The 26,938-nt window shown below is 34.3% G+C and carries 25 protein-coding genes; 11 read left to right on the forward strand and 14 right to left on the reverse strand.

What is annotated here, in order from left to right; all coding sequences use genetic code 11:
* Positions 1-6 precede the first annotated feature (6 nt).
* The 8 genes from RB618_RS11855 to RB618_RS11890 all read left to right on the forward strand — a co-directional run bounded on the left by RB618_RS11855 (position 7) and on the right by RB618_RS11890 (position 8,512).
* Positions 7-1,818 (forward strand): ATP-binding protein, encoded by a 1,812-nt coding sequence (locus tag RB618_RS11855; protein WP_308068905.1) that lies wholly within the window; start codon positions 7-9, stop codon positions 1,816-1,818.
* Positions 1,819-2,372: 554 nt separating this feature from the next.
* Positions 2,373-3,032, forward strand: a complete 660-nt coding sequence (locus RB618_RS11860) for a response regulator transcription factor (RefSeq protein ID WP_308068906.1) — start codon at positions 2,373-2,375, stop codon at positions 3,030-3,032.
* A 99-nt stretch (positions 3,033-3,131) separates the two neighbouring features.
* The gene (locus RB618_RS11865; RefSeq protein WP_308068907.1) at positions 3,132-4,616 is read left to right on the forward strand and encodes an MFS transporter; all 1,485 of its coding nucleotides are present in this window, start codon (positions 3,132-3,134) and stop codon (positions 4,614-4,616) included.
* Positions 4,617-4,712: 96 nt separating this feature from the next.
* Positions 4,713-5,987, forward strand: a complete 1,275-nt coding sequence (locus RB618_RS11870; RefSeq protein ID WP_308068908.1) for an alginate export family protein — start codon at positions 4,713-4,715, stop codon at positions 5,985-5,987.
* A 138-nt stretch (positions 5,988-6,125) separates the two neighbouring features.
* Positions 6,126-6,491, forward strand: a complete 366-nt coding sequence (locus RB618_RS11875; RefSeq protein ID WP_308068909.1) for a hypothetical protein — start codon at positions 6,126-6,128, stop codon at positions 6,489-6,491.
* A gap of 161 nt (positions 6,492-6,652) precedes the next feature.
* Complete coding sequence (locus tag RB618_RS11880) at positions 6,653-7,150, forward strand: GRAM domain-containing protein (protein ID WP_308068910.1); 498 nt, start codon at positions 6,653-6,655, stop codon at positions 7,148-7,150.
* A gap of 24 nt (positions 7,151-7,174) precedes the next feature.
* Positions 7,175-7,888 carry an endonuclease/exonuclease/phosphatase family protein gene (locus RB618_RS11885; RefSeq protein ID WP_308068911.1) on the forward strand — a complete coding sequence of 238 codons (714 nt, stop codon included), beginning with the start codon at positions 7,175-7,177 and terminating at the stop codon, positions 7,886-7,888.
* Positions 7,889-7,891: 3 nt separating this feature from the next.
* Positions 7,892-8,512: a class I SAM-dependent methyltransferase gene (locus tag RB618_RS11890; RefSeq protein ID WP_308068912.1), complete on the forward strand. Its 621-nt coding sequence runs from the start codon at positions 7,892-7,894 to the stop codon at positions 8,510-8,512.
* Between the two features lie 161 nt (positions 8,513-8,673).
* Here RB618_RS11890 and RB618_RS11895 read toward each other — a convergent pair whose 3' ends face one another.
* Complete coding sequence (locus RB618_RS11895; protein ID WP_308068913.1) at positions 8,674-9,378, reverse strand: Crp/Fnr family transcriptional regulator; 705 nt, start codon at positions 9,376-9,378, stop codon at positions 8,674-8,676.
* A 178-nt stretch (positions 9,379-9,556) separates the two neighbouring features.
* On the opposite strand from RB618_RS11895, the gene RB618_RS11900 reads away from it, so the two are divergent.
* The 3 genes from RB618_RS11900 (at position 9,557) to RB618_RS11910 (ending at position 15,377) form a co-directional block, all read left to right on the forward strand.
* Complete coding sequence (locus tag RB618_RS11900) at positions 9,557-13,072, forward strand: molybdopterin-dependent oxidoreductase (RefSeq protein ID WP_308068914.1); 3,516 nt, start codon at positions 9,557-9,559, stop codon at positions 13,070-13,072.
* A gap of 107 nt (positions 13,073-13,179) precedes the next feature.
* Complete coding sequence (locus RB618_RS11905) at positions 13,180-14,610, forward strand: rubredoxin (RefSeq protein WP_308068915.1); 1,431 nt, start codon at positions 13,180-13,182, stop codon at positions 14,608-14,610.
* A 131-nt stretch (positions 14,611-14,741) separates the two neighbouring features.
* Positions 14,742-15,377: a hypothetical protein gene (locus tag RB618_RS11910; RefSeq protein WP_308068916.1), complete on the forward strand. Its 636-nt coding sequence runs from the start codon at positions 14,742-14,744 to the stop codon at positions 15,375-15,377.
* Between the two features lie 260 nt (positions 15,378-15,637).
* On the opposite strand, the gene moaA is transcribed toward RB618_RS11910, so the two are convergent.
* The 13 genes from moaA to RB618_RS11975 form a co-directional block, all read right to left on the reverse strand.
* Positions 15,638-16,645, reverse strand: a complete 1,008-nt coding sequence (moaA, locus tag RB618_RS11915; protein ID WP_308068917.1) for a GTP 3',8-cyclase MoaA — start codon at positions 16,643-16,645, stop codon at positions 15,638-15,640.
* Entirely contained in the window at positions 16,632-17,546 is a 915-nt protein-coding gene (moaCB, locus tag RB618_RS11920) for a bifunctional molybdenum cofactor biosynthesis protein MoaC/MoaB (RefSeq protein WP_308068918.1), read from the reverse strand. The genes moaA and moaCB overlap by 14 nt, the downstream gene beginning before the upstream one ends.
* 9 nt (positions 17,547-17,555) lie before the next feature.
* Entirely contained in the window at positions 17,556-17,987 is a 432-nt protein-coding gene (locus RB618_RS11925; RefSeq protein ID WP_066034044.1) for a molybdenum cofactor biosynthesis protein MoaE, read from the reverse strand.
* 188 nt (positions 17,988-18,175) lie between these two features.
* Positions 18,176-19,252, reverse strand: coding sequence for a HesA/MoeB/ThiF family protein (locus RB618_RS11930; protein WP_308068919.1), 1,077 nt, complete (start codon positions 19,250-19,252; stop codon positions 18,176-18,178).
* Between the two features lie 10 nt (positions 19,253-19,262).
* Entirely contained in the window at positions 19,263-19,502 is a 240-nt protein-coding gene (locus RB618_RS11935; RefSeq protein WP_308068920.1) for a MoaD/ThiS family protein, read from the reverse strand.
* Positions 19,503-19,504: 2 nt separating this feature from the next.
* Positions 19,505-20,293: a uroporphyrinogen-III C-methyltransferase gene (gene cobA, locus RB618_RS11940; RefSeq protein WP_308068921.1), complete on the reverse strand. Its 789-nt coding sequence runs from the start codon at positions 20,291-20,293 to the stop codon at positions 19,505-19,507.
* Between the two features lie 6 nt (positions 20,294-20,299).
* Entirely contained in the window at positions 20,300-20,872 is a 573-nt protein-coding gene (locus RB618_RS11945) for a molybdenum cofactor guanylyltransferase (RefSeq protein ID WP_308068922.1), read from the reverse strand.
* A gap of 188 nt (positions 20,873-21,060) precedes the next feature.
* Positions 21,061-21,807, reverse strand: a complete 747-nt coding sequence (locus tag RB618_RS11950; protein WP_308068923.1) for a sulfite exporter TauE/SafE family protein — start codon at positions 21,805-21,807, stop codon at positions 21,061-21,063.
* Positions 21,808-21,935: 128 nt separating this feature from the next.
* Positions 21,936-23,108: a gephyrin-like molybdotransferase Glp gene (gene glp, locus RB618_RS11955; protein WP_308068924.1), complete on the reverse strand. Its 1,173-nt coding sequence runs from the start codon at positions 23,106-23,108 to the stop codon at positions 21,936-21,938.
* Positions 23,109-23,271: 163 nt separating this feature from the next.
* A complete protein-coding gene (locus RB618_RS11960; RefSeq protein WP_308068925.1) occupies positions 23,272-23,520 on the reverse strand; it encodes a DUF6755 family protein in 249 nt (82 codons plus the stop codon).
* Positions 23,521-23,544: 24 nt separating this feature from the next.
* Positions 23,545-24,057: a Rieske (2Fe-2S) protein gene (locus RB618_RS11965; protein WP_308068926.1), complete on the reverse strand. Its 513-nt coding sequence runs from the start codon at positions 24,055-24,057 to the stop codon at positions 23,545-23,547.
* A gap of 10 nt (positions 24,058-24,067) precedes the next feature.
* Positions 24,068-24,637: a 4Fe-4S dicluster domain-containing protein gene (locus tag RB618_RS11970; protein ID WP_308068927.1), complete on the reverse strand. Its 570-nt coding sequence runs from the start codon at positions 24,635-24,637 to the stop codon at positions 24,068-24,070.
* A gap of 19 nt (positions 24,638-24,656) precedes the next feature.
* On the reverse strand, positions 24,657-26,873 hold the full coding sequence (locus tag RB618_RS11975) for a molybdopterin oxidoreductase family protein (RefSeq protein ID WP_308068928.1): 2,217 nt from the start codon (positions 26,871-26,873) through the stop codon (positions 24,657-24,659).
* Positions 26,874-26,938: the final 65 nt, after the last annotated feature.

A 26,938-nucleotide genomic window follows, 5' to 3' on the forward strand; every position in this document is an offset into this window, starting at 1 on the left:
AAAGATATGAAGAAAAGCAATCAGGAAGCTGCAGAAAAAATCACTTTCAAAAATTTACGCCGTCTGTATTTTTTTGCGCTTCTTACTATTGCCTTAACTATAATTATCAGTCAGTTTTTAGTACAATACAATCTTAATCAGCAGTTAAGCGATTCTAAAATCATTAATTTTTCTGGTAAGCAAAGAATGCTGAGCCAGAAAATTGTCAAAGAAGTCCTCATTTTACATTACGTTTCTGATTCGGCTACAGCCAAAAAAACTTCACATTTAAAAGAGGTTTTAGAACTTTGGAAAAAGAATCAAAATGCGTTGGAAAATGGCAGTGACAGCTTAGCTTTTCCAAAGGAAAAATCAGAAACGCTTTCTAAATTATATCTGGAAATCAATCCGATTTTTAATAAAATTGCAGAGACAACAGATTCTTTTTTGTTGAATTTGCAACAGCAAAAATCAGTTTCTGAAAATCAAAAATTGGTTCAGATTATTTTAGAAAACGAAGGCATTTTCCTTTCGAAAATGAATCAGATTGTAACCCAATACGATCTTGAAGCACATGAAAAAGTAACCGAACAACGCCGAATCGAATATTGGATTTTTGGCTTTACACTTTTGGTTCTTCTTCTAGAATTCTTCTTCATTTTCAAACCAACCAACAAGAAAATCGAAAGGTTAATTGCCCAGCTTTTATCTTCTGAAAAGAAAGCGTTGAAACTAGCCTACGACACCGAAATCATAAGTGAAATCAAAGAAAACTCGGTAAAAGAATTAAAATCGCTCAATTATGCGATGGAAAACACTTTATTGTATTGCCGAATTTCACCAGATGGTTCGATCATCCACATCGGAGAAAAATTTGCTAAACTTCTCAATTACACTAAGTTTTCATCTAACAAAAAATTCTCTGAAGTACTTACTGAAGACGAAAAAGAACAAGTAAATTTTGACCGTTTAATTTTCGAAAAACAGCGCAGTGGCTGGCAAGGCGAAATCAAAATTATAAATAAAGACGAAAAAGAAATCTGGCTCGATTTATCGATGGTTCCCGTAATGATCAAAAAAGACGAATTGGAACTTTTGATTGTTTGTTTCAACATCACCGAACGCAAAAAAGCGCAACGCGAAGTTGAACGTTTGAACCTTGAAAACACCACTGAAAAAATCAATCAGCAAAAGATTATTTCGAGTAAAATTGTTGAAAATCAAGAAAACGAACAAAACCGAATCGCCAAAGAAATTCACGATGGAATCGGCCAAATGCTTACGGGCTTAAAGTTCAGTTTAGAAAGCATCAATCTCGATGACAGAGAAAAATCAGAACAAAAAATTGAGTATTTAAAGAAACTTTCTTTGGACATTATAAAAGGTGTCCGTACGGCAACTTTCAACTTAATGCCACCAGAATTAAGTGATCATGGAATCGTTTCATCACTTTCAAAACTCACGCAGGAACTTTCGAAATTAACTGGAAAAGAAATCCTTTTTTACAACAAAACCGATTTTGACCAGCGTTTAGATTCGTTAATTGAAATCAATATTTATCGATTAACACAAGAAGCGATCAACAACGCAATCAAATACGCTGAATCATCGCATATTATTGTACAGCTTTCGCACAGTGAAACACTTCTAAGCATCATAGTAGACGATAACGGAAAAGGGTTTGACGTGAATTCAGTTGATAAAAAACGTAACAGCGAATCCGGAATGGGACTTTTATTTATGAAAGAAAGAATCCAATACATCAACGGGCGCGTTTTCATGAACTCGATTCCAGGCGAAGGGACCAGAATTACGTTCAATATCCCGATCTTAAAGTAATGTGACAATGTGCCATTAGAAAATTAGATAATTATTTAACACATTCATAAGAATTATCTAATTGACACATTAACTCATTATCTAATTATCATGGCGAGCCAGTATTAGAAAAAGTGGGCAAACAAACTTTATCTATATTCGCCCACTTTCCCTAATACTGTCGGGCTATCCGGTCCGCCGCGGCGGATTCCTCCTATCTCTCTCGCGCGCATCGTTTTCAAAAAATGATTTAAGTTTACCAGAGAATTAAAAAGCAAAAAAATCAATTGCCACCAGCTTTAGCTGAAGGTATACAAATAAGTATTAAAAAGGCTTTAGCCAAATGCATAAGTTTGGCTAAAGCCCCTCTCTTGCATCTACAAAAACCTCCAGCTAAAGCTGGAGGCAATCGAAAATCAAACTTTGACAAAGTTCACCGCATTCAAGTTTGAAATTTAAAATTTCCAATATTAGAATTTTTAATATTGGATTTTAAAATCTAAAAAATTACGTATATTAGCGTCTTCTTTTTAGATGAATATACGTAAAAATCCAGAATCAAAATTAAGTAAACTATGAGCAATATCATTCGAGTAGTACTGGCAGATGACCATGTTTTTGTTAGAGACGGAATCAAATCCTTACTGGAAAATGAAGCAAACATCGAGGTTGTAGGTGAAGCAATTGATGGTGCGGATGCTCTGGAAGTAGTTGCTGCAACACAACCAGATTTACTTATAGTAGATATTCGTATGCCTAACTTAACTGGTATCGAAGTAGTAGAAAAACTTAGAAGCGAGAATAACAACGTAAAAATCATCATGCTTTCTATGCACGAATCGGAAGAATATGTACTGAAATCTATAAAAGCTGGAGCCGATGGTTATTTACTAAAAGGTTCAAGCAAAGAAGAATTTTTAAAAGCATTGCATAGCGTTTCTTCTGGAGGAAAATATTTCAGTGGCGATATTTCTTCTATTTTAATCAGTCAATTGACAAATTCCCCAGTATCATTAGAACCTAAGCAAACTTTAGGCGAAGAAATGATGATTACAAAAAGAGAAAAAGAAATACTTACACTTCTTTTATCTGGTAAAGGAAACAAAGAAATTGCCGAAGCTTTAGATATCAGTAAACGTACAGCAGAAGTACACCGTTTTAACTTAATGAAAAAATTGAAAGTGAAAAACCTTATGGAACTTTCTAATAAAGCGGCCGAGTATTCTTTAATTTAAAAAAATACGTATAAATACGTAATTATTTTTCAAAAACTGCGTTTTAGCAGGTTTTAACTAAGTTATAGTACTTACTTTTACATAAAAATAATAAGTACTATGAAAAATACAAACTCACTATCGCAGTCACACAAAATTTTATTTTTGAACACATTGGCATTTACAGTGTGTTTTGCCTGTTGGACATTAAATGGGGTTCTAGTAACCTTTTTAGTTGATAATGGAATTTTCCATTGGGATGTTATTCAAGTCGGATGGCTATTAGGTATTCCAATCTTAACTGGATCAATCATGCGTTTGCCAATCGGAATCTTGACGGATAAATTTGGCGGAAAATATGTTTTTTCACTTTTATTATTGTTAAGTTCAATTCCATTGTTTCTTCTTCCTTATGCTGACAGCTTTTTCATGTTTGCCGTACTTAGTTTCTTCTTCGGAATGGTTGGGACGAGTTTTGCAGTAGGAATTGGTTATACTTCAATCTGGTATCCAAAAGAATGGCAAGGACGTGCTTTGGGAATTTTCGGAATGGGAAATGCCGGCGCAGCTATTACAACGTTTTTAGCACCTTCATTATTAAATCATTTCTCTATTGATGATCCGCAAAATGGCTGGAAAGTTCTTCCTGTTATTTACGCGATTTCATTGGTCGTAATTGGTGTTGCTTTTTTAATTTTCGCTCAAAACAAAAAATTAGAAAGTAATGGCAAAACCGTTTCACAAATGCTTACTCCTCTAAAATCAGAAAGAGTTTGGCGTTTTGGAGCTTATTACTTCTTAGTTTTCGGATGTTTTGTAGCTTATTCTCAATGGTTATTGCCAAATTTCATGAACGTATACCAAACAAGTTTAGTTATGGGAGGTTTATTTGCCACTATGTTTAGTTTACCTTCTGGCGTCATTAGAGCTTTTGGAGGATATTTGTCTGATAAATTTGGAGCGAGAAAAGTAATGTATTGGGTTTTGAGTTCTTCCGTTATTTTAAGTGCTTTATTAGCAATCCCAAAAATGGAAATTACGACTTCTGGTCCAGGAATCTTAGCTGCTAAAAAAGGTGTTGTTAACGAAATTAGTGACAAAACCGTGAAAATTGGAGATAAAGAGTATCCAATAGCTCAAAAAACCGCCAATACAAATGAAAACGCTATTTTTCCAACTTCTACTAGCTGGCAAAATGTTGTTGTTGCGCACAATCAAAGCGTTGCAAAAAAAGAATTGATAGCCAAAGGTGTTACCGTTATTAAGTTTGATGCCAATATGTGGGTGTTTCTGGTTTTAGTAATCCTAATCGGAATTTCTTGGGGAATCGGAAAAGCAGCAGTTTACAAACATATTCCAGAATATTTTCCAAATGAAGTTGGTGTCGTGGGCGGAATGGTCGGAATGATTGGCGGTTTAGGCGGATTCTTTGGGCCAATTATCTTCGGATATTTATTAACTGCAACCGGAATCTGGTCAAGTTCATGGATTTTTATTCTAATCTTTTCAACTGTTTGCCTAGTTTGGATGCATTATACTATTACACAACTATCTAAGAAAAAAGAAGTTAAAGTAAGCAAAGCAAAACTAGAGCCTGCCTATTAGACCTAGATTAAAAAAAAATTAGAAATATGACTATAATCATATTACAATGACGGCATTTTCTTATAAATTTACCTCCGATAAAAACACAAGAATTTTATGAAAAAACTTAAACTAATTTTAATACTTATCGTAGGATTAAGTTTTGAAATCCAAGCACAGGAATTAGATGTTAATCTTCAAATTAGACCGCGTTTTGAATATCGTAACGGTTACAAAACCCTTCTTCCTGAAGGACAAAAAGGAACTTCGCAAATTTCGCAGCGTTCTCGTATAAACTTTAATTATAAACAAGAAGATTTAATTGTAAAATTAACTTTCCAAAATACAAGAACATGGGGAGATGTGCCTCCTGCAACTGTTGCAGATAAAAATGGAGTTGCTGTTTTTGAAGCTTGGGCGCAATACAATTTCACTGAAAAATGGAGCGCTAGAATGGGACGTCAGGTTCTTTCTTATGACAACCAGCGTATTTTGGGCGAAATGGACTGGGCACAACAAGGTCAAAGCCATGATGCTTTAACGGTTACTTATCATACCGAAAAACAAAAATTAGATTTTGGTGGAGCTTATAATTCAACAGCAGAAAATGTTTTTCAAACACCGTATACAGTTGCCAATTATAAAGCAATGCAGTACGCTTGGTATCATAACCAATTTAGCACTGACTTAGGAGCAAGTTTATTATTTCTTAATACTGGTTACGAATATTCTACTAATACAACTGATCCAACCAAAGATTTAAAAGTTGATTATAAACAGACTTTCGGTACGTATGTAACTTACAAGAAAAATAAAATTGACAGCAATTTCTGGCTGTACGGCCAGACCGGAAAAAGTGCTAATCAAGAAGTAAGCGCTTGGAATGCCGCAGCCAATTTTGCATATAACATTACTGATGCTTTCAAAGCAGGTTTAGGTTACGAGTACTTATCTGGAAAAGCTTCAAATGATGGAAGCACAGTAATTAAATCGTTCAACCCTATTTTTGGAACCAACCACGGATTTAACGGTTATATGGATTATTTCTATGTTGGAAATCACTTAAATAGTGTTGGTTTACAAGACGCTTTCATAAAATTGAATTACAATGTAAACAAATGGCAATTTGCTTTGATTCCTCATGTATTTTTATCTGCTGCTGATGTAGTGAATGTTCCTCTTAACGAAAAAATGGATTCTTACTTAGGAACAGAGATTGACGCCACTTTTGGATATAATTTCAAAAAAAACATAACAGTTTCTGGAGGTTATTCTCAAATGTTTGGATCTAAAACAATGGAATTTATTAAAAACGGAGATGCTAACCATACTAATAATTGGGCTTGGTTAATGATATCTGTTGATCCTAAAATTTTTAGCTGGAAAAAATAATTTTTCTTCAAAACTAACTAGAATATTTTACCCTTTTCCCATTTCGGAAAAGGGTAATTTTTTTTTAACATTCGAGAGTGCATTTATATGTTTTAATAGTTATATTTGAGGCGATTATGAACCCCCAATTCTATCCTAATGAAACCATTTCTAAAATTATCTTTGCTGACTTTTATTGTCACGCAAACAGGCATTGCTCAAAAATATAATGACGCCTTAATTTCGAAAAACTCAGAAATAAATTTTGCTAAAACGCAAAAAAGAGGCATTAAGAAAAACAACATTGTTTACTATGTTGAAAATGATTTACAAACCATTTCTGCCTATAAAAGAAAGAAATTGAAATGGCAGACCAATGTAATTTCTGTTTGCGGAAAACCAAAAAAGGGACAGCCAGAAATTAGATATGTTGGTTATAATTCAGACAAACTGCTTATCGTGATGGGAAAACATCATTTTGCAGAAATTGACATTAATTGTGGCACAACAAGACTTGTTGGTTAATCTCATAAAAACATTACTTAAAATATAATATACCTTACCCTTTTTCAGTTTCGGAAAAGGGTATTTTTTTTGCAAAATCACAGAAACAACATTATGCTTTAATTTGTACTTTCGTTAGCAACAAAAACTTTTCTAATTAATCAATCTGAAAACAAACAACTTTGAAAAGACTAAAATATTCGTTAGTATTAGGATTAAGTACAAGTATCTTTTTAGCTCTTTATATTAATTATAAAGGAAAATATAATTCTAATGTTATCCTTTTTACTGCTGTTTTTATGTTTATTTTTATGACATTAATATCTTATTTTAAGATGTTTGCTCATATAAACAATAAAGAAATTAATTTTCAAGAATTAAAAAATATAATCTATTCTGGAAGAGCAAATCATTACTTAAACGGAATCGCAGTTGGTGGTAATCTATACTTAACAGATAATCAACTAATCTTTCAAACCAATATTCTTAATTTGCTACAAAAACACGAATGTATAATTAATTTAAAGGATATTACTCAAATAGAATTTGAAAAAACTTTAGGAATGGTCAACAACGGATTATTAATAAGAACCGAAAATGGTTTAAAAGAACAATTTGTTGTAACGAACAGAGAAAATTGGAAAAATGAAATTGTAAAAAAGCAAAACATAGAATTATAAAATCAATTTAAATTCATTACAATAATGAAATTAATCGCTTGGAATTGCAACATGGCATTCAGAAAAAAAGCAGAATTCATTCTCGCTTACCATCCTGATATTGCTGTAATTTCAGAATGTGAAAATCCTGAAAAACTAAAATTTACAGACGAAACAAAATTACCTTCGGATATTCTTTGGTTTGGTACAAATCCGCATAAAGGGCTTGGAGTTTTTTCTTATAGCGATTATCGTTTTCAACTTCTTGATTGTCATAATCCTGATTTCAAAAATATTTTGCCAATTGCCGTTACTAATGGGAAAGTCGATTTTATTTTGTTTGCAATCTGGGCAAATAATCCCAGTGATAAAGACGGCGCTTATGTAACTCAGATCTGGAAAGCAATTCATTTTTATGAAGATTTGATCAAAGAAACCAAAACCATCTTAATTGGAGATTTTAACAGTAATGCCATTTGGGACAAACCACGAAGAGAAGGCAATCATACAACAGTTGTAAATAAATTAGCCGAAAAAAAGATTTTCAGCACGTATCATAAATATTTTAATCAAATTCAAGGCAAAGAAGAGCATCCAACTTGGTATTTGTATCGTCATGAAAACAAACCTTATCATCTTGATTATTGTTTTGCCTCAAATGATTTTATAGAAGTTTTAGAAAGTGTCGAAGTTGGTACTTACAAAGATTGGACATTATACAGCGATCACAAACCTTTAGTAATTAAATTCAATATATAAACCATGAACAACTGGACTCAGCGTTGGGACGACCGTTACAAAACCGAAGAATTTGCATACGGCGAAGAACCCAACAATTACCTTAAAGAACAAATTGAAAAATTAGAAACAGGCACCATTCTTTTTCCTGCCGAAGGTGAAGGAAGAAATGCCATTTTTGCGGCAAAACTAGACTGGGAAGTTTCCGCTTTTGACATTAGCGAAGAAGGAAGAAATAAAGCTTTAAAACTTGCAGAGGCAAATGGTGTTTCTATTGATTATCAAGTTGGCGAATTGGAAACTTTAGATTTTCAAGAAGAACAATTTGATGCGATTGCCCTGATTTATGCACATTTTCCAGCGGCGATAAAATCGGAGATTCACAAACAGCTGAATCAACTTTTACGAAAAAATGGTATTATAATTTTTGAAGCTTTCAGTAAAAAGCATTTAGAATATGTTACCAAAAATGAAAAAGTTGGTGGGCCAAAAGACATCGAATCTCTTTTTTCAATAGAAGAAATCAAAGCTGATTTTCCAAATTATGAAATCATTGAATTGGAAGAAAAAGAAATCGAACTCAACGAAGGCTTATTCCATAACGGAACAGCTTCTGTAATCCGATTTGTGGGAAGAAAAAAATAAATATTTGTACGCAATCATTTTTAACACATAGAAACATAGATTATAACACACGTAAAGGCGTTTCACTTTCATCAATACACATAGCTATGTGTAAAAATCTAGATTTTTAAAACCATCTTTTCAACAGATTTAAAATTCTATGTTTCTATGTGTTAGAAAACCTAAAAATACTTATGCTCCATAATTTCAGATTTCAGTTCTGAAATTCCTAAAATCCCAACACGCTTTCCTTCCGTTTTAATCAATGCTTCTTTTTTAAGGCTTGATAAAATACGAATTGCTTGTTCTTCTGTAGTTCCCGCAAAATCGGCAATTTCTTTTCGCGAAAGCTCAATATCTATCAAACCATTTGTCTGTCCGAATTTGCGATGAATATAAAGCAGCAAATCAATTACACGTTCACGAACATTCATGTGCGCAATCTTGCGGATGTTATTTTCACTTTTGTTCAATTCTTCGGCATAAAACAACATTAAAGCATACGTAAATTCAGGAACATGCTGTAAAATTTCCTGCATGGTTTCGTTACTGAAATTACATAAAACAGTATCTTCGAGCGCATAAGCACCAATTAAATAACGTTTGCTCGTTCCAAATCCACGAAAGCCAATAATGTCTCCATTCTTGGTTAAACGAACGATTTGTTCACGACCGTTAATTCCCGTTTTTACCGTTTTGGCTTTTCCTTTACAAATAAAATAGAGTCCTTGCAAAGGCGCACCTTCCGTAATAAACTGATCCGATTTTTTACAGATTATATTCTGTTTTTTAGAAATATAATGTGTCATCTGCTCTAAATGCAGGTGTTTCTTGATAAAACAATTCTCATTTGTACAGGAATAACATACAGCTTGCTCTTCTTTCATGAGTTCTAATTTTTAGCACATTAAAAACTAATTTGTTGTTCCTCATTTATTTTCATCAAAAATAAAAAAATAAATTCAAAAATTAAGTATTAATACGTAAAAAGTACTTATTTTTGCATAAGTACTTATCTAAAGTCATAACATTCAATAAAAGTAGTATCTCTAAATAGAACACTAAATGCAAACTACTAAGATCAAAACTACCTGTTCCTACTGCGGCGTCGGCTGTGGTATAATCGTGACCAACGATGCTAAAAATGGCGTAATGGTCGAAGGCGACAAAGATCATCCTGTAAACAAAGGAATGTTATGTTCTAAAGGAATGAACTTGCATTACGTAGTAAATGATACATCTGACAGGATTTTATATCCAGAAATGCGCGGAAGCAAAAATTATCCATTAGAACGTGTTAGCTGGGATACTGCTCTCGATCGAGCCGCTGCGGTTTTTTCTTCTATCATAAAAAAACATGGTCCCGATAGTGTTGGATTTTATATTTCTGGACAATGTCTAACAGAAGAATATTATCTGGTAAACAAACTCGTTAAAGGTTTTTTAAAAACTAACAATATCGACACCAATTCAAGACTTTGTATGAGTTCTGCGGTTGTCGGGTATAAAAAAACTTTCGGAGAAGATTCTGTGCCAATTGCTTATGATGATATTGAATTGGCAGACACTTTTTTAATTACGGGAGCAAATCCTGCTTGGTGCCACCCTATTCTTTTTAGAAGATTAGAGAAACACAAAGAGAGAAATCCGAAAACAAAAATAATTTGCATCGATCCTAGACGAACAGATACTGCTGCTTTCGCCGATTTACATTTGCAGATTATTCCCGGTTCGGATATTATTTTATATCATGCGATTGCGAGACGAATTATCGAAAAAGGCCACGTCGATCATGATTTTGTAAAAAACCACGCTGAGAATTTCAAACAATATAAAGACTTAGTTTTAGGAACTTCTCTTGAAAAAGCTTCTAAACTTTGCGGAATTTCGGTAAACGATATCAAACTTGCCGCCGATATTATTGGTAAAGCAAAAGGCTTTATCTCGCTTTGGGCGATGGGATTAAATCAAAGTGCTGTTGGTGTTGATAAAAATACAGCTTTGCTGAATTTATCTTTACTGACTGGACAAGTTGGAAAACCTGGTTCTGGACCATTTTCATTAACAGGTCAGCCTAACGCAATGGGCGGACGAGAAGTGGGCGGAATGGCAACGCTTTTGGCCGCACATAAAGATATTGCAAACCCAACACATCGAAAAGAAGTAGCGGATTTTTGGGGTGTCGATGAGATTTCAGATAAACCGGGCTTAACCGCCACAGAAATGTTTGAAGCCTTAGAATCTGGAAAAATGAAAGCCGTTTGGATTATCTGCACCAATCCGTTAGTAAGTTTGCCAGATTCACGCAGGGCTGAAAAAGCGCTTCAAAATGCTAAATTTGTAGTCGTTCAAGACATTTCGCATAATGCTGATACAGCCAAATTTGCCGATTTATTGTTGCCTGCTGCGGGTTGGCTAGAAAAAGAAGGAACGATGACCAATTCGGAACGTCGTATCTCTTATCTGCCAAAAGGAATCAACACGCCAGGAGAAGCACTTCCAGATATTGAAATTTTAATTCGTTTTGCTAAAAAAATGAATTTCAATGGATTCAATTTCAACAGTGCCGAAGAAATTTACAAAGAACATTGTGCACTTACCAAAAATACCAATATTGATATTTCATTTTTAAATTATAATCGTTTAAAAACTGAGGGCACTTTTCAATGGCCAGTTCCTGATTATAATCACCCAGGAACTCCGAGATTATTTACAGACAAAAAATTCTATACGCCTTCTGGAAAAGCGATTTTTAATCTGCCCGTTTCTATCGAAAACACGTCGGTACAGCCAAATGACGAATTCCCTTTTATTTTGACAACTGGAAGAATTCGCGATCAATGGCATACGATGACAAAGACTGGAAAAGTTTCACGTTTGTTAACGCATATCCCAAGTCCAGTTTTAGAAATAAATCCGATTGATGCTTTTAAAAACGATATTAAAAATGGTGATATTGTTACCGTAAGCAGTAAAAACGGAGAAGTTCGTGTAAAAGCAAAAGTTACAGATTCAATCAAAGAAAAAGTCGTTTTTCTGCCGATGCACTGGGGAAAACAACTCGAAAATGATTTAAACAGAACAAATAATTTAACGAATACTGTTGTCGATCCAATTTCAAAAGAACCTGATTTTAAGTTCACAACCGTTTCGATAAAAAAATATGTAAAACCATTTCAGAAAATTGCGATTATTGGCGCTGGAGCGGCTTCTTTCCGATTCATCCAAAACTATCGCGAATTCAATTCAACCGATGAAATTATTGTTTTTTCTAATGAAATGAATCCGTTTTATAATAGAGTTTTGCTTCCAGAATACATGACGGGAGAATTCAGCTGGGAACAACTTTTGAAAGTAAAAGACGGAGAAGCTTTCAGTAAGTTGAAAATCACAATGAAAGCTGGAGTGGCAATTGAAAAATTAGATCCAAAACAAAAAACAATTATAGATAGCCAAGGCGAAATTCACACTTTCGATTCTTTGATCATGGCAACCGGAAGCCGTCCTTTCGTTCCAGAAAATGCACAGCTTCATCTTCCTGGCCGTTTTACCGTTAGAAGAAAAGAAGATGCTGATCGTTTGAAAAAACACTTAGACAACACTAATCTTCCGCCAGAAGAACAGCATGTTGTCATTATCGGCGGCGGATTGTTAGGGTTAGAATTGGCTGCCGCATTAAAACATAAAAAAGTAAAAACCACGATCGTTCAAAGAGCTTCTCGCTTAATGGAGCGTCAATTGGATTTAATTTCAAGCAAATTATTGGCCGAAGAAGTACAGCTTCGTGACATTCAGATTTATTTTGATAATGAGGTCAGCACCGTTTTTGAAACCGATAATCCGAATGAAATTGAGATTGCTTTAAAAAGCGGAAAAATCATTACAGCAAATGCAATTGTATATACCATTGGAACTATTCCGAATATCGAAATTGCTCGCGAAAGCGGACTTTCATGCGGTCGCGGTGTAAGAGTAAATCAATATTTACAGACTTCAAATCCAGATATTTTTGCGATTGGAGAAATAGCAGAATTTGACAATCAATTATTCGGAATTACTTCTGCCGCTGAAGAACAAGCTGATATTCTGGCAAACTTTCTAGCGGGCGATATTAGCAGTTATTACAAAGGTTCGATTTTAATGAACATTCTAAAATTAGAAGACATTAACCTTTGCAGCATTGGCGATATTAATATTCCAGAAAATGACGATTCGTATGAAGAAATTGTTTTTGCTGATTTGAAAAAACGTTATTACAAAAAATGTATTGTCAAAGATGATCTTTTGGTTGGCGCAATTTTAATGGGAGATAAAAACGAATTTGCTGAATTTAAAACGATGATTGAAAGCAAAATCGAATTATCTGATAAACGAAATACGCTTTTAAGAGGAAGTTCAAATGCAAAACCGGTTTTAGGAAAATTAGTCTGCTCGTGCAGTCAAGTCGGAGCTGGAAACATCGAAGAAACGATTAAAAGTGGTGTAAATGATTTTACGGATTTATGTAAAAATACAGGTGCTGGTTTAGGGTGCGGAAGCTGCAAAACAGAAGTTAAAGAGATTCTTGCGAAGTGTAAATAGTTTTCAGTCGCAGTCGCAGTTTTCAGTTTATACTGTGATCAAGACTGAGACTGAAAACTGAGACTGAAAACTGAAACTGAAAACTGAAAACTGAAAACTGAAAAAAAATGGAACTAACAAGATTAATAGTAAAAGGAGGCGTTATTTCGCCAGGGGAATTGCAAGAAGTTGTAAATATTGCTTTGGAAGAAGGATTGGATTCGATTTCGTTTGGTTCCAGACAGGATATTATTTTTCCTAAAGGATTTAAATCTTTGGATAAAACCACTTTAGGAAAACATCATTTTGTTTATCCCGATCAAAAAAGCGGTAACAATATTGTATCTTCTTATGTTTCAACAGACATTTTCAGAAATACTAATTGGCTAACTGGAAATCGTTTTTTGTATATTTTAGAAGAATTTAAAGAACAGCCAAAACTTAAAGTCAACATAACCGATCCGAAGCAGCAATTAGTTCCTTTGTTTACAGGACATTTAAACTTTATAGCTTCAGAGCACGAAGATTATTGGTACTTATACATTCGTCTTCCAAAATGGGAAAAAATAGAAGTTTATCCTGTTTTGCTTTACAGCTGGGATTTAGCTAAAATTTATTACGAAATCGAAAAAATATCCGAAGAAGATTCAGTTGATATTGAAACACTTTTCGCTTTGGTAAGTGAAGCTTTAGATACTAACAATCGAACAATCGACAAACCATTAAATATTCCATTTTATCCATTTCCTTATTACGAAGGAATGAATAGAATGGGAATTGATCAATATTGGCTTGGATTATACTGGAGAAACAATTTATACGATTTAGATTTCTTGAAAGAAATGTGTGATCTGTGTTTTGAATGCAAAATCGGAAAAATATGCATTACGCCTTGGAAATCTTTCATTATCAAAGGAATTCCAAAAGATCGAAAACTGGAATGGGAAAAATTCTTAGGAAAACGCGGTATTAACGTTCGCCATTCGCTATTAGAATTAAACTGGCATTTGCCAGTTGCAATGGAATGGGCTTTAAATCTTAAAACTTTCTTGGTTCGAACTTTAGATCAATTTGATATCAGTACTTACGGATTGAATTTCGGGATTTCAGAATACAATCGCGATGGACATTATTTTACTTCGATTGTTATCGAAAAAAATGAACTTCCGGCAGCTTTAGAATCGATTAAAATCAGAGATACCTATAATGTATTGTTCGCAAAAAATTTCGATCCGAATACTCGCGAATATATCGTGCATTCACAAGATATTGATAAACTAGAGCTTCCAACAATTTTAATTGAGTTAAGCCGAAAATATTTCGATGAACTCGGAAATTCGACTTCCAAGACAACTGAAAATCCGCAAAAAAAAGAAAAACCACAGTTAGACATTTATCAATGCCAAGAGTGCTTAACGCTTTATAATTCAGAATACGGAGACGAAACGCAAGGAGTTCCAAAAGGTATTTTATTTGAAAATCTACCTGAAAATTATTGCTGTTCTCTTTGTGAAGCGCCAAAAAGTAATTTTAGAATTTTAGAAGCCGTTGAAAATTAGCGAGTTCTATTATTTCTGTATTCAAAAATTGCGTATATTTAACTTAACTAAGAATTTACATTAAAGCATGATACTTCAAAAGCTTTAAAACCACTTGGTTAAGATCTATTTATTCAATAAAAAATACTGTTATGATAAAAAGAACAACACCATCTTCTGCCGAAAAAGCTACGGATATTCCGGCAGAAACAGCTGTAGAAAGCACTACAGAGATACAACCAGAAACTAAGACAACAATTAAAAGGACTACTAGAACAGCCGTAAAACCAACTACTGCAAAGACACCAGCAGCAAAAACAGCCAGTACTAGAACGGCGACTGCAAAAGCACCTGCTGCGACTGTCAAAACTGCTGCAAAAACACCTGTAAGAGCAGCTTCTAAAACAACTCCGAGCGCAACTGTAAAAAAAACAGCAACACCCCCTGCGAAAAAAGAAGCTATAATTTCTGAAATTGTAGAAATTAAGACTAATGATGTTGCAGAAAACAAACCTGTTGTAACTGTTGAAAAAATTGGCAAAGAGAAAAACGATATAAAGTCAAAGCTTAAAGCTAAACTGAAAGCCAAAAAAGAGAAAGAAAAGAAAAGGGAAAAAGCGATTAAAGCTGTTATTAAAAAGTTAGAAAAAGCGAAAAAAGCAAAACTAAAAGCAGCAGAAAAGAAAAAAGAAAAGGCTAAAAAAGCGAAAGAGAAAGCGAAAGCTAAGAAAATTGCGGAGAAAAAAGCTAAAGCTCAAAAAAAGGCAAAGGCTAAGAAGAAAAAATAATATTCTAAGAAAGGTTTGACTTTGAAAAAGTTAAACCTTTTTTTATTCACAGCAGTAAGTCATTGCGAGGAATGAAGCAACCGCACTAACAAAAGCAACGTTGCAAATAGTCCTGTGATTGCTTCATTTCTCGCAATGACAAACTATGCGAATTAGGCTTCGACTCCGCTCAGCCAGACAAACTTTGTGTTATCACAAGAAGCTTAATTATTTATAAAGTAACTCATTCACAATTTACAATTAACCATTCACAATTAACATTACCCCCCAATCGCTATCATACTTCGATTGTCAAAATGTTTTTTAGGATCGTCCATTTCATTCATCGTAACCATTCCAGCGCGAACTTTCTTTTTACTCAGAATTGATTCTGAAATCAAATCCGTAATAGATTCTCCGTTTCTATAAGCAGTTAATAAGTCCGTTTCTGAATTAGAGAAAAGGCAGTTTTTTATTTTTCCGTCAGCCGTCAAGCGGATGCGGTTGCAGCTGTCACAAAACGGGTTTGTTATAGAACTTATGATTCCGAAATCACCTTGAAAACCTTTTATTTTATGGTTTCGAGAAGTAAAGTTTTTTTCATCTTCTAATTTCAGAATTTCTTCTGAAGAAAATTGAGCTCCAACTAAAGATAAAATTTCTTGCTGCGAAACCATTTTGCTTCTGTCCCACTCGTTTCCAGCAAATGGCATGAATTCGATAAAACGAACAGAAATAGGCAGAAACTGCGTTAATTTTACAAAATCAACAATTTCGTTATCATTGAAGCCTTTCATCAAAACGACATTTACTTTTACGTGAAAATCATGATTCAAAAGCAAATGCAGATTATCAATTACTTTCTCAAACTGATTTCTAAGCGTTATCGTATGAAATTTAGATGAAACCAAAGTATCTAAACTCAAATTGATTTTTTTGACATTAAATTGCTTTAAAACCTCAATATGACGATCAATTAAAATTCCATTTGTGGTAATGGAAAGTGAAATATCTAGCTGCGATAGTTTAGAAACTATTTCTGGAAAATCTTTTCTCAGCAAAGGTTCACCGCCCGTTAATCTTATTTTATCAACACCATTTTTCACGAAAGTTTCAGCAATTGCAAAAATCTCATCAGCCGTCATTAAACTGGCTTTTGGAGATAATGCGATTCCATCCGCTGGCATACAATACGTACAACGCAGGTTGCATTTTTCCAGCAGCGAAATGCGCAAATAATTATGTTTGCGCCCAAAACCATCCGTCAAAATAGTGTTAGAGGCTGTCATGATTTTTTCCTTTTAAAATATGAAAAACGTGTAGTAAATGAGGGAAAACAGCGTCCATCGATTCTCTTACTCCGTTTGTTGAACCCGGCAAAGCCAAAACCAGACTTTTCCCTAAAGTTCCCGCTACACTTCTGGAAAGCATTGCATACGGCATTCTTTGCTGGCCATAACTTCGAATGGCTTCTTCGATTCCAGGAATTCTACTTTCTAATAATGGTTCTAAAGCTTCTGGCGTAACGTCTCTTGGTGATAAACCTGTTCCGCCTGTAAAAATCACCAACTGATTTTCTCTGGCGAAAGTCTTCGTTTTTTCCTGAATAATATCTAATTCGTCTGGAATAATTTCGTAATGAGAAGTTTCAACTCCGTATGAATCCAGTTTTTCTACAATCGTTTTACCAGAACGATCTTCTTTGTCTCCTGCAAAAATCGAATCAGAACAAACGAAAACTGCTGCTTTGATTACATTCGGGAATTTATTTTTGAAAGACGATTTTCCGCCTTCTTTATTGATTAATTTAATTGTTGAAATTTCGATTTCTTTATCAATCGGTTTTAGCATATCGTACATGGTCAATGCCACAATTGATGCGCCATGCATGGCTTCAACCTCAACTCCCGTTTTGTAAACGGTTTTTACTTTGAAAATAATATGAATATCTAAACCTTCGATATTGTATTCTACAGAAGTAAATTCAATTGGAAGCGGATGACAATCTGGAATGGACAAATGCGTATTTTTTACCGCAAACAGTCCAGCCGTTTTAGCCATTTCAAACACGTTTCCTTTTGGCACTAAATTATTGACAACAGCATCAATTGTTTCCTGCTTGCTGACTTTGACAATTGCCGTTGCGGTTGCTACTCTTAAAGTGCTTATTTTATGCGTAATATCTACCATTATAGTTTCTTAGGTATTTTGTTTCCAAGTGAATGTATCGTTTTCAAACATTTCTTTGCCAAAAATCGGCACATCAGTTTTGATCCAGTTCACAATCGCTTCAGTAGCTTCATAAACCTGTTTGCGACGTGTTGCCGAAACAAAAACAAACAAACAGATTTCGCCTGCTTTTACAACGCCCAAACTATGGTAAATGTGCATGCAGGTTAAATCGAATTTAGCGAAAGCTTTTTCTCGAATTGCGTACAACGCTTCATTCGCCATGTCTTTATATGCCGAATAATCAATTGCTACGACAGTATTATCGTGAATCACATCGGCACGAACTTGTCCCAGAAAAATATTATGCGCTCCAATCGTATGTTTGGATTGGTGTTTGGCGATCGATTCAGCAATAAATTCTGGAGAAATCGGTCCTTCTACAAATACATTTTTACTCATTTTTTATGTTTTTTTGATAGCCACGACCCGAGCGATAGCGAATAGGCGAAGCAATTCACGAATTTTAAAATTTTTTTTCTTTTGTCAGGCTGAGCGAAGTCGAAGCCCACGTCCAATTGGAACGCCCTTCGACTTCGCTCAGGGTGACATGCTAACTTATAATCCTTTTTAATCCTTAAAATCTGTGGCTATAAATTTATCTCTGTTGCTAATAACTGCTTCATTGCCAAAGCACCTCCAGCAATACTTTTAATATTTTTAAATTGATGCTTTTGAAGCAATTCGACTGCTATTTTACTTCTAATTCCAGATTGACAGAAAATATAAATCTGCTGGTTTTTATTTAGCTTTTTTATTTCATTTTCTAAATGAATCAGCGGAATTTGAATGCTATTTTTCAATTTGATTTTTGGCGCTTCATCTTCATTTCGAACATCTAAAAAAAGAACCTCATTGTTTTCTATTTCATCCAAAAGAAGTTCAAATTTTATTTCTTCTATTTGATTTTCATCTGAATTATATTTTCGTTCAAAATCCTCTTTTGTTATTTCAAGATTTGAATTCTTTTCAAAATCGTATTTCTGCTGTTCATTCTTTAAAACATTGTAAACCAATATTTTTCCACTTAAAACTTCTCCAATTCCGAGAATCATTTTTATGACTTCATTGGCCTGAAACATTCCAATAATTCCAACAGAAATTCCAATTACCCCTGCATCTTCACAATTTAAAGCATTTGAATTCTCATCTGGATACAAACATCGATATGTTGGTCCATTTTGATAATTAAAAACTGAAACTTGCCCCTGAAATCTAAAAATTGACCCATAAACCATTGGTTTATTGGTTACAAGACAAGCATCATTAATTAAATATTTAATCGAAATATTATCTGTTGCGTCAACAATGATATCGTATTTTTCAAATAATGAAAGTGCATTAATTCCGGATAATTTTTCAGAGAAAGCCTTAATTTTTATTTCTGGATTTAATTCTGAAATCATCGTTTTAGCTTCTATAGCTTTGGATTTTCCAACAGCCGAAGTTTTATAAATAACCTGACGATGAAGATTCGAAACATCAATTACATCTTCATCAACAATTCCAATTTCGCCAACTCCCGCACCAGCCAAATAAGGCAAAACTGCGGCACCCAAACCACCCGCACCAATCACCAAAACTTTCGCTTTCGATAATTTATACTGGCCTTCCTCTCCTATTTCAGGAAGAATTGTCTGTCGGTTATATCGTGTTGATTCTTTCATTATTTTTTAATTAACCTCCCGCAAATGGCGGCAATAAAGCCACAATATCGCAAGTCTGTAAAGTATAATCTGAAATTTTAGAAACTATTTTCTGATTTACTGCAACACTGAAAGTCAGTGATTCGAAATCATATTTTCCATTTAAATCCTGCAACAATTTTTGCAATGACAATTCTTCAGAAAAAGATAGTTTTTCGAATTCACATTTTGTTTTTTCAGCAACAGCTCCAAAATACTTAACTTCTATCATTTTTATAAATTTAAATTTTGGAAAATGAATTCGTCTTCAAAGTGTTCTTGAAAATACGAAATCCAACTCGATGTATTTCTTACTACTTCACCAATCACGATAATGGCTGGTGATGATATATTTTTTTCTGTTACCAATTTAGTAATTGTATTGATAGTTCCAATTACTTTTTGTTCTGAGTTTTTCGTTCCGTTTTGAATAATCGCAATTGGCAGATCATCATTTCTATTTTCTTGATAAATCAAAATGATTTCGTCTAATTTATGCATTCCCATTAAAATCACAACAGTCGCTGCCGATTTTGAAGCCAAATGGACATCTTTCGACAATTCATGAGATGAAGTTGTTCCAGTGATAACCCAGAAACTTTCAGCCACTTTGCGCTGTGTCAAACTAATTCCTACCGAAGCAGGAACTCCTAAAGCCGATGAAATTCCAGGAACAATAGCTGTTTCTATTCCAAAATCTTCTGCAAATTCAATTTCTTCACTTCCCCTTCCAAAAACAAACGGATCACCTCCTTTTAAACGAACTACATGTCCGTGAGTTTTTGCCATTGAAACAATCAATTCGTTTATCTGGTCTTGTGTATAAGCATGGCAACCCAAACGTTTTCCCACAAAAACAATTTCTGCATTTGATGCATATGCTAGTAATTCTTCGTTTACCAAAGCATCATACAAAACTACATCGGCGCTTTCTAAAGCCTTAATAGCTTTTAGCGTGATCAATTCAACGTCGCCTGGACCTGCGCCTACAATCGTTAATTTTGGTGTTTTTAAATTTCGCATAGTCTTTTAAGTTAAATTGATATTCAGGTCGTTTAACTCGTCAGCCGAATTAATATTGGTTAAATGAAAGTTCTCGCTTTCTTCTATGTTGATAATCTGATGCGGTAATTTCGCTAGCAAATCCATCATTTTTAATTCATTCGAATCAATTGCTTCTTTAATAACGGGAACGATACTTTTTGAATAAATCCCTATTAAAGGATGTGTTTTACTTTCTGATGCAAAAACTGTAATTCCAGCTTCTTGTGTATGTTTTGAAATTAATTCCTGTAATAATTCGGTCGAAATTAACGGAATATCACAGCTTAAAATCAAATTGAATTCTGTTTCAGAATACGATAATGCAGTGTAAATTCCGCCCAGTGGACCTTTATCTACAATTAAATCTGGAATTTTTTCGTATTCCAAATAATCATATTCTTTTGATGCCGTAATCAGTTTAATTTGATCTGTTATGGGTAAAATCGCCTGAATGATATGCTCAATAAATGGCTTATCTTGAAACAAAACCAATCCTTTTTCTGACTGCATTCTGGTGCTTTTTCCTCCGCAAAGAATAAATACTGTTAGTGTTTCCATGATTATTTTTTTATTTCAGGTTGAAATGTGAAAAAATTTTACCGCAAAGTGCGCTAAGTTTTTTTACACATTTAGTATGCTATGCTTTTAATTAAGTCCGCAAAGCTTTGGGAACTTAATTTTACTATTTCTATAAACCGCTTTTACAAAACCTTGTGTACTTTGCGGTCAATTCTAATTTAATATTTTCAAGGAAAAATCAATTTAACGCTTGCCATTAAAATCACTGTTCCTAATACCATTTTTAATGTTCTGTTAGAAAAAGAACCACTTCCGTAAAATCCTCCTAACATTCCTCCTACAACCGCAATTGGAACTAAGTAAAAACTTTCCATCGGGATTGTTTTTCCTCCTAAAAAAAATCCTAACATTCCAGCGAAAGAGTTTACAAAAATGAATAAACTCGAAATCGCTGCCGATTCTTTTACCGAAGCCCATCCTAAAAACAATAAAATTGGACTTAGAATAATTCCTCCACCAATTCCCAGCATTCCAGATAATAATCCGATGGTAAAGCCAATTGTAAGAGCAAACGGAAGATTTATTTTTACCTCTTCTTTTTCTTTAAAATTAAATACTCCAAACAACCTCAGCGCCGCAAAAACCAGCACAATTCCTAAAACAATTTTATAAATCGCATTGTCTAAAGTAATAAAACCACCAACAAACGCTGCCGGAATCGACGCAATTGCAAACGGATAAAAGAGCTTTGGCTTGAAATAATTATTCTTATAATAAAACAAAAACGAAATACTCGAAACAAACAAATTCAACAATAAAGCCGATGGTTTCATAACCGAAACCGGGAAAGCAAAAATGCTCATTAATGCCAAATATCCCGAAGCTCCGCCGTGCCCAACGCTTGAATATAAAAATGCAATTACAATTAAGGCAAAACTGAATAATACTATATTTTCGGAACTTAATAGGTTCATTGTTTGTTTTTGTTTCAAGTTTCAGGTTTCAAGTTTTTTACAATATGTTTTATATTACACACTGCCTTACATCCTTAATACCAAAAATCAATTCTCTATACTCTTTATTCTATTTTCTTTCTAAAATTCTAATCAATTGGCAATAATGTTACCAATTCTCCTTTTTTGTATTCTTCGACATTTTCAGGAACAATTAATAAACTGTTGGCTACAGCAAAAGTATTAAGCATTGCAGAACTTTGCCCGTCTAAAACTGTAACATTCGTTTCGTCGTATTTTGCTTTTAGAAACAATGTTTTTCCTGTGCTATTTTTAATTTCAGAATTTAGCTTTCGAATTACTTTTGTTTTATGAATTTCAGAAAAACCTACTTTATTTTTTATCGCTGGCTGCACATAAATATAAAAGTTTGTTAACGATGACGCTGGATTACCAGGTAATGCAAAAACCATTGTCTCATCTTTAGATCCAAAAAACATAGGTTTTCCTGGCTTTTGATTAATTTTATAAAAAAGCTCTTTAACACCATTCTGCAATAATGCTTCTTTGACAAAATCGTAATCTCCTACTGAAATACCTCCTGAAATTAAAACAATATCATTTTCTTTCAGAATACTTTTTAATGCTTTTTTAGTCGCTTTTAAATTATCTTTTACTCTGTAATTTTTTGTTTTTTGTATTCCGATAGTTTGCAGTGCAGCTTGAAGCATAACTGAATTACTTTCGAAAATTTTTCCTTTTTTTAATTTTTTGCCCGGCTGCACTAGTTCATTTCCTGTTACTAAAATGGCCACTTTGGGCTTTTTATAAACTTCAATTTCTGCAATTCCCAGACTTGCCAAAAATCCAATCCCTGCTGGAGTAATTAAAGTATTGGCTTCAAAAACGACCTCATCTTTAGCAATCTGTTCCCCTTTCGGACGAACATTTGATAACTTTTCAGGCATTGTGGCAATCAAAATTGAATCTTTATTGGCCATTACATGTTCCTGCATCACTACCGTATCAGCGTCATCGGGTACATAAGCACCGGTAAATATTCTGATTGCTTCAGTTGATTTCAGCTTTGTATTTGAATGATCTCCAGCCTGAGAAATCCCAACAACGTCATACTGATGCCGAATGCTGTGAATAAATGCATATCCATCCATAGCAGACTGACGAAACGGGGGCATATCTATTGGCGAAATTACTTTCTTTGCCAAAACATACCCTAAGGACTTACTTACCGAAATTACCTTTGTGGGCATTTTTTTGCTATTCGCCTCAATAATTGCTATTGCATCTTCTACTTTAATCATTCTTGTTATTTTTACAAGCAAGAAATACTTATTACAAATATAAGTATTTTTACTTAGTTAAATCAATTAAGTATTTATTTTTTTTTAAAATATAAATTTAGCTTAATTCTTTTAAATACAAGGAGAAAAAATCAAATAGCTTTTTAAGGTTGAAGAGTTTGATTTACTTTCTTTTAAAATTTCCTTTTGGAAGATAATACAACCATGCAAAACCAATAAAAAATAGTATTGCAGAAGCTATAAAGGCGGGAATTAATATTTCTTTATTATTATCTAAAGCATTATTTAATGAGGCATACAAAAGCCAGATTTGAATACTTACATTTAAAATTAAAATAAAAATAAGTGTCGAAAGTATATTATTCAGCTTGTTAGGATTAGCGCGATTCTGGCTTCGTCTAAAAGTACTCATATCTATAAATTTAAATTATACAATCTAGCTGTCTTTTTTTTCGATTAATGCTTTAACAAAAACAGCATTTTCTTTAAACACAACCTCTAACTGCGGTAAAGCTCTTGGCGGAGGGCCAGCAAGTACATCGCCTGTCATGGCATCAAATGAACCTTCGTGGCAAGGACAATGTATGATTCCGGTTCCGGGTTTGTAAAATACGGAACAGGAAAGATGCGTGCATTTTTGTTCGTAAGCTCTAAACTCGCCACTTTCTAAGTGAATTAAAATATAAGGAATTGTACTTCCTTCTAAAACAAAACCTCTAGTTCCTCCCACAGGAACATCTTCTTTATTGCAGATAAAATGTTCACCTTGCACATCTTCTTTTGGTAATAAAAAGGCTTTTGCGGTTACAAATCCGCTTCCTACCATTAATCCGCCGGAAACAAAAGTCAGGAATTTAGCAAAATCGCGTCGGCTGACCTGAGTTGATTCCTGTTTTTTTATGGGGAAATCTTTTTTCCAGTTTTTATTTAAATTATCTTCTTTTGACATGGATTTAGATTTAATATATTCTTAATTCATTACTTCCTTTTGGCATCATAATATTGACCTTTGTTTTTACTTTTTCTTTGCCAAAGATGAAATTATTAATTGGCGTACTATTTGGTCTTATTTCTTCAATTTGTTCTCTTGTGCCATAAAATAAAGCGCCACTAGGGCAAACTGTTGCGCACATTGGTTTTTTGCCAACGCTCGTCCTATCGTAACACATGGTGCATTTCATCATGAGATCGTATTCTTCTACTTTTTTTGGTACGCCAAAAGGACAAGCCATCACGCAGTTTGAACACCCTATGCATCTTTCTGTGCTTGCGGTATGTACAACACCAAATTCATCTTGCGAAATTGCATCTGCTGGACATACATTTGCGCATACAGGATCTTCGCAATGCATACAAACCTGAACAGTAGTTTGTATTGTCGATGAACGGTCTACATAATTTACGCTTATTAAAGTTTGCTGTCCATTGGTTTCACATTCAGCGCAGGCCATTTCACAAGCTTTACAGCCAATGCAGCGTTGCATATCTACAAAAAACTCTTCATTTGCATTAAAATTAGTCAAATTCATAACTTCACTTTTTTATAGATTAAATACTTGCATAAGCGTCAGATTCTTTAGCAGGTGGCGCTATTTTTCCCTGCGGTTCTAATAAACAAGCACAAACTTTAAACTCTGGTATTTTAGAAATTGGATCTAAAGTTCCAGGTGTCAATTGATTGGCAGATTTCTTTCCCGGCCAGTGATAAGGAATAAAAACAGTATCTTTTCGAATCGTTTCTACAATATTGGCAGGAAAAATTCCTTCTCCTCTTCTTGTTGCTACTCGAACTAATTCTCTTTGTTTGATTCCGTATTTCGAAGCTAATTCCGGATGAATTTCTACCATTGGTTCCGGAAACTGATCTACCAGTTTTCCAATTCTACGGGTTTGCGTTCCGCTTAAATATTGCGAAACCACACGGCCTGTTGTTAATGTTATTGGATATTCTTCATCGGTAACTTCACCCGGAAGTTTATAGGGCGCGGGATTAAAATGCGCTTTTCCGTCTGGGGTTTTAAACTTTTTATCTTCCCAAAGTCTTGGCGTTCCCGGGTGATCTTCTGTTGGACAAGGCCAGAAAACCCCCATATTATCTTCTACTTTTTTATACGTAATTCCGAAATAATCTGCTGTTCCGCCTTTTGAAGCGACGCGCAATTCGTTGAAGATTTCTTCGCTATTATCGTAAGTGAATTTATCTTCTTCACCTAGTCTTTTCGCAATTTCTAATAAAATTGAAGTATCTGTTCTGGCTTCTCCCGGAGGCGTAACCGCTTGTCTGATTCTAATTACTCTTCCTTCTGCAGATGTTGTTGTTCCTTCTTCTTCTTCCTGTAAAGATCCTGCCAAAACAATATCGGCATGACGGGCCGTTTCATTCAAGAAGAAATCGATACAAACGTAAAATTCTAATTTTTCTAATGCCGAACGTACATAATTATTATTTGGAAGCGAAACCAGCGGATTGAAACAAATCGAAATCAATCCTTTGATCTCTCCGCTATGAATGGCTTCTATAATTTCATAAGCAGTAAGTCCTTTTCCAGGTAAATCTTTTTCGTCGATTCCCCAAACTTCTGATATGTATTTTCTGTGTTCTGGATTTTCAATATCTCTGTTTCCCGGCAATTGATCGCATTTATGACCGTGCTCCCTTCCACCCTGACCATTTCCTTGTCCAGTAATGGTTCCGTAACCGCAATAAGGTTTTCCAATTCTTCCTGTTGCTAAAACAAGATTAATACATCCTACTACATTATCAACACCTTTTGAATGATGTTCAATTCCTCTGGCGTGCAATAAAAAGCTTGTTTTCGCTTTTCCCCACAACTCGGCAGCCGCTTTTATTTTTTCTTTGTCAATTCCTGTAATTTCTTCTGCCCATTCTAAAGTATAATCTTTAACGGCATCAATTGTTTCCTGAAATCCTGATGTATAATTATCGATAAAATCATGATCAAGCATATCATGATCTACCAGATATTTGAGCATTGCACCGTATAAAGCAGAATCTGTTCCGGGTTTTACATCGAGATGAATATCGGCAGTTCTAGCCAGCGGAATCATTCTTGGATCAATAACAATCAATTTTGCACCACGGTCTCTAGCTTTCCAAATCCAATGTGTCAGGGTTGGAAATGTTTCACTGATGTTGGCTCCTGTTACGATAATAACTTCAGCATATTCTAAATCAGAATAATTGTTTGAAGCACGATCTAAACCAAATGCCTTTTTATTTCCAGCTCCGGCGCTAACCATACAAAGTCTTCCGTTGTAATCGAGGTTTCTTGTTTTTAAAGCAACACGGGCAAATTTTCCAACTAAATAACTTTTTTCATTGGTTAAAGAAACTCCAGATAACATCGAAAAAGCATGCTTCCCGTACTTTTCCTGAATTCTTTTTATTTCAGAAATGGTTTTATCCATCGCATCATCCCATGAAACTTTTTCAAAACCTTTTCCTTCCACTCTTTGAATCGGATGCAAAAGTCGGTCTGGATGATTATTCTGCAAATATCTTTGAACTCCTTTTGGGCACAAACGACCTTCGTTAAACGGAAATTCCATCCAAGGTTCAAAACCTACGACTTTATTTTCTTTCACTAATAACTGAATCCCGCATTGCATTCCGCAAAAACAGCAATGTGTTTTTACAACGTTATCTGGTTCGTCTCGTCCAGCATAACCATCTAACGGCGCGTAATTTAAATGCGGTCCAAAATCATCTATTATTTTCTCTATTGCTACTGGTAGTTTTGCCATGCTTTTGTGTTTTTTTGTTTCAGGTTTTAAGTTTCAAGTTCTGTGCGGAACTTGAAAACTCAAAT

The sequence above is a fragment of the Flavobacterium sp. LHD-85 genome, assembly GCF_030929595.1.
Taxonomy (GTDB): Bacteria; Bacteroidota; Bacteroidia; order Flavobacteriales; family Flavobacteriaceae; genus Flavobacterium.

Bases quoted from the DNA above. Each gene is read 5' to 3' on its own strand.
- RB618_RS11855 (WP_308068905.1), top strand. From the start codon at position 7: ATGAAGAAAAGCAATCAGGAAGCTGCAGAAAAAATCACTTTCAAAAAT.
- RB618_RS11860 (WP_308068906.1), top strand. From the start codon at position 2,373: ATGAGCAATATCATTCGAGTAGTACTGGCAGATGACCATGTTTTTGTT.
- RB618_RS11865 (WP_308068907.1), top strand. From the start codon at position 3,132: ATGAAAAATACAAACTCACTATCGCAGTCACACAAAATTTTATTTTTG.
- RB618_RS11870 (WP_308068908.1), top strand. From the start codon at position 4,713: ATGAAAAAACTTAAACTAATTTTAATACTTATCGTAGGATTAAGTTTT.
- RB618_RS11875 (WP_308068909.1), top strand. From the start codon at position 6,126: ATGAAACCATTTCTAAAATTATCTTTGCTGACTTTTATTGTCACGCAA.
- RB618_RS11885 (WP_308068911.1), top strand. From the start codon at position 7,175: ATGAAATTAATCGCTTGGAATTGCAACATGGCATTCAGAAAAAAAGCA.
- RB618_RS11890 (WP_308068912.1), top strand. From the start codon at position 7,892: ATGAACAACTGGACTCAGCGTTGGGACGACCGTTACAAAACCGAAGAA.
- RB618_RS11895 (WP_308068913.1), bottom strand. From the start codon at position 9,378: ATGAAAGAAGAGCAAGCTGTATGTTATTCCTGTACAAATGAGAATTGT.
- RB618_RS11900 (WP_308068914.1), top strand. From the start codon at position 9,557: ATGCAAACTACTAAGATCAAAACTACCTGTTCCTACTGCGGCGTCGGC.
- RB618_RS11905 (WP_308068915.1), top strand. From the start codon at position 13,180: ATGGAACTAACAAGATTAATAGTAAAAGGAGGCGTTATTTCGCCAGGG.
- RB618_RS11910 (WP_308068916.1), top strand. From the start codon at position 14,742: ATGATAAAAAGAACAACACCATCTTCTGCCGAAAAAGCTACGGATATT.
- moaA (WP_308068917.1), bottom strand. From the start codon at position 16,645: ATGACAGCCTCTAACACTATTTTGACGGATGGTTTTGGGCGCAAACAT.
- moaCB (WP_308068918.1), bottom strand. From the start codon at position 17,546: ATGGTAGATATTACGCATAAAATAAGCACTTTAAGAGTAGCAACCGCA.
- RB618_RS11925 (WP_066034044.1), bottom strand. From the start codon at position 17,987: ATGAGTAAAAATGTATTTGTAGAAGGACCGATTTCTCCAGAATTTATT.
- RB618_RS11930 (WP_308068919.1), bottom strand. From the start codon at position 19,252: ATGAAAGAATCAACACGATATAACCGACAGACAATTCTTCCTGAAATA.
- RB618_RS11935 (WP_308068920.1), bottom strand. From the start codon at position 19,502: ATGATAGAAGTTAAGTATTTTGGAGCTGTTGCTGAAAAAACAAAATGT.
- cobA (WP_308068921.1), bottom strand. From the start codon at position 20,293: ATGCGAAATTTAAAAACACCAAAATTAACGATTGTAGGCGCAGGTCCA.
- RB618_RS11945 (WP_308068922.1), bottom strand. From the start codon at position 20,872: ATGGAAACACTAACAGTATTTATTCTTTGCGGAGGAAAAAGCACCAGA.
- RB618_RS11950 (WP_308068923.1), bottom strand. From the start codon at position 21,807: ATGAACCTATTAAGTTCCGAAAATATAGTATTATTCAGTTTTGCCTTA.
- glp (WP_308068924.1), bottom strand. From the start codon at position 23,108: ATGATTAAAGTAGAAGATGCAATAGCAATTATTGAGGCGAATAGCAAA.
- RB618_RS11960 (WP_308068925.1), bottom strand. From the start codon at position 23,520: ATGAGTACTTTTAGACGAAGCCAGAATCGCGCTAATCCTAACAAGCTG.
- RB618_RS11965 (WP_308068926.1), bottom strand. From the start codon at position 24,057: ATGTCAAAAGAAGATAATTTAAATAAAAACTGGAAAAAAGATTTCCCC.
- RB618_RS11970 (WP_308068927.1), bottom strand. From the start codon at position 24,637: ATGAATTTGACTAATTTTAATGCAAATGAAGAGTTTTTTGTAGATATG.
- RB618_RS11975 (WP_308068928.1), bottom strand. From the start codon at position 26,873: ATGGCAAAACTACCAGTAGCAATAGAGAAAATAATAGATGATTTTGGA.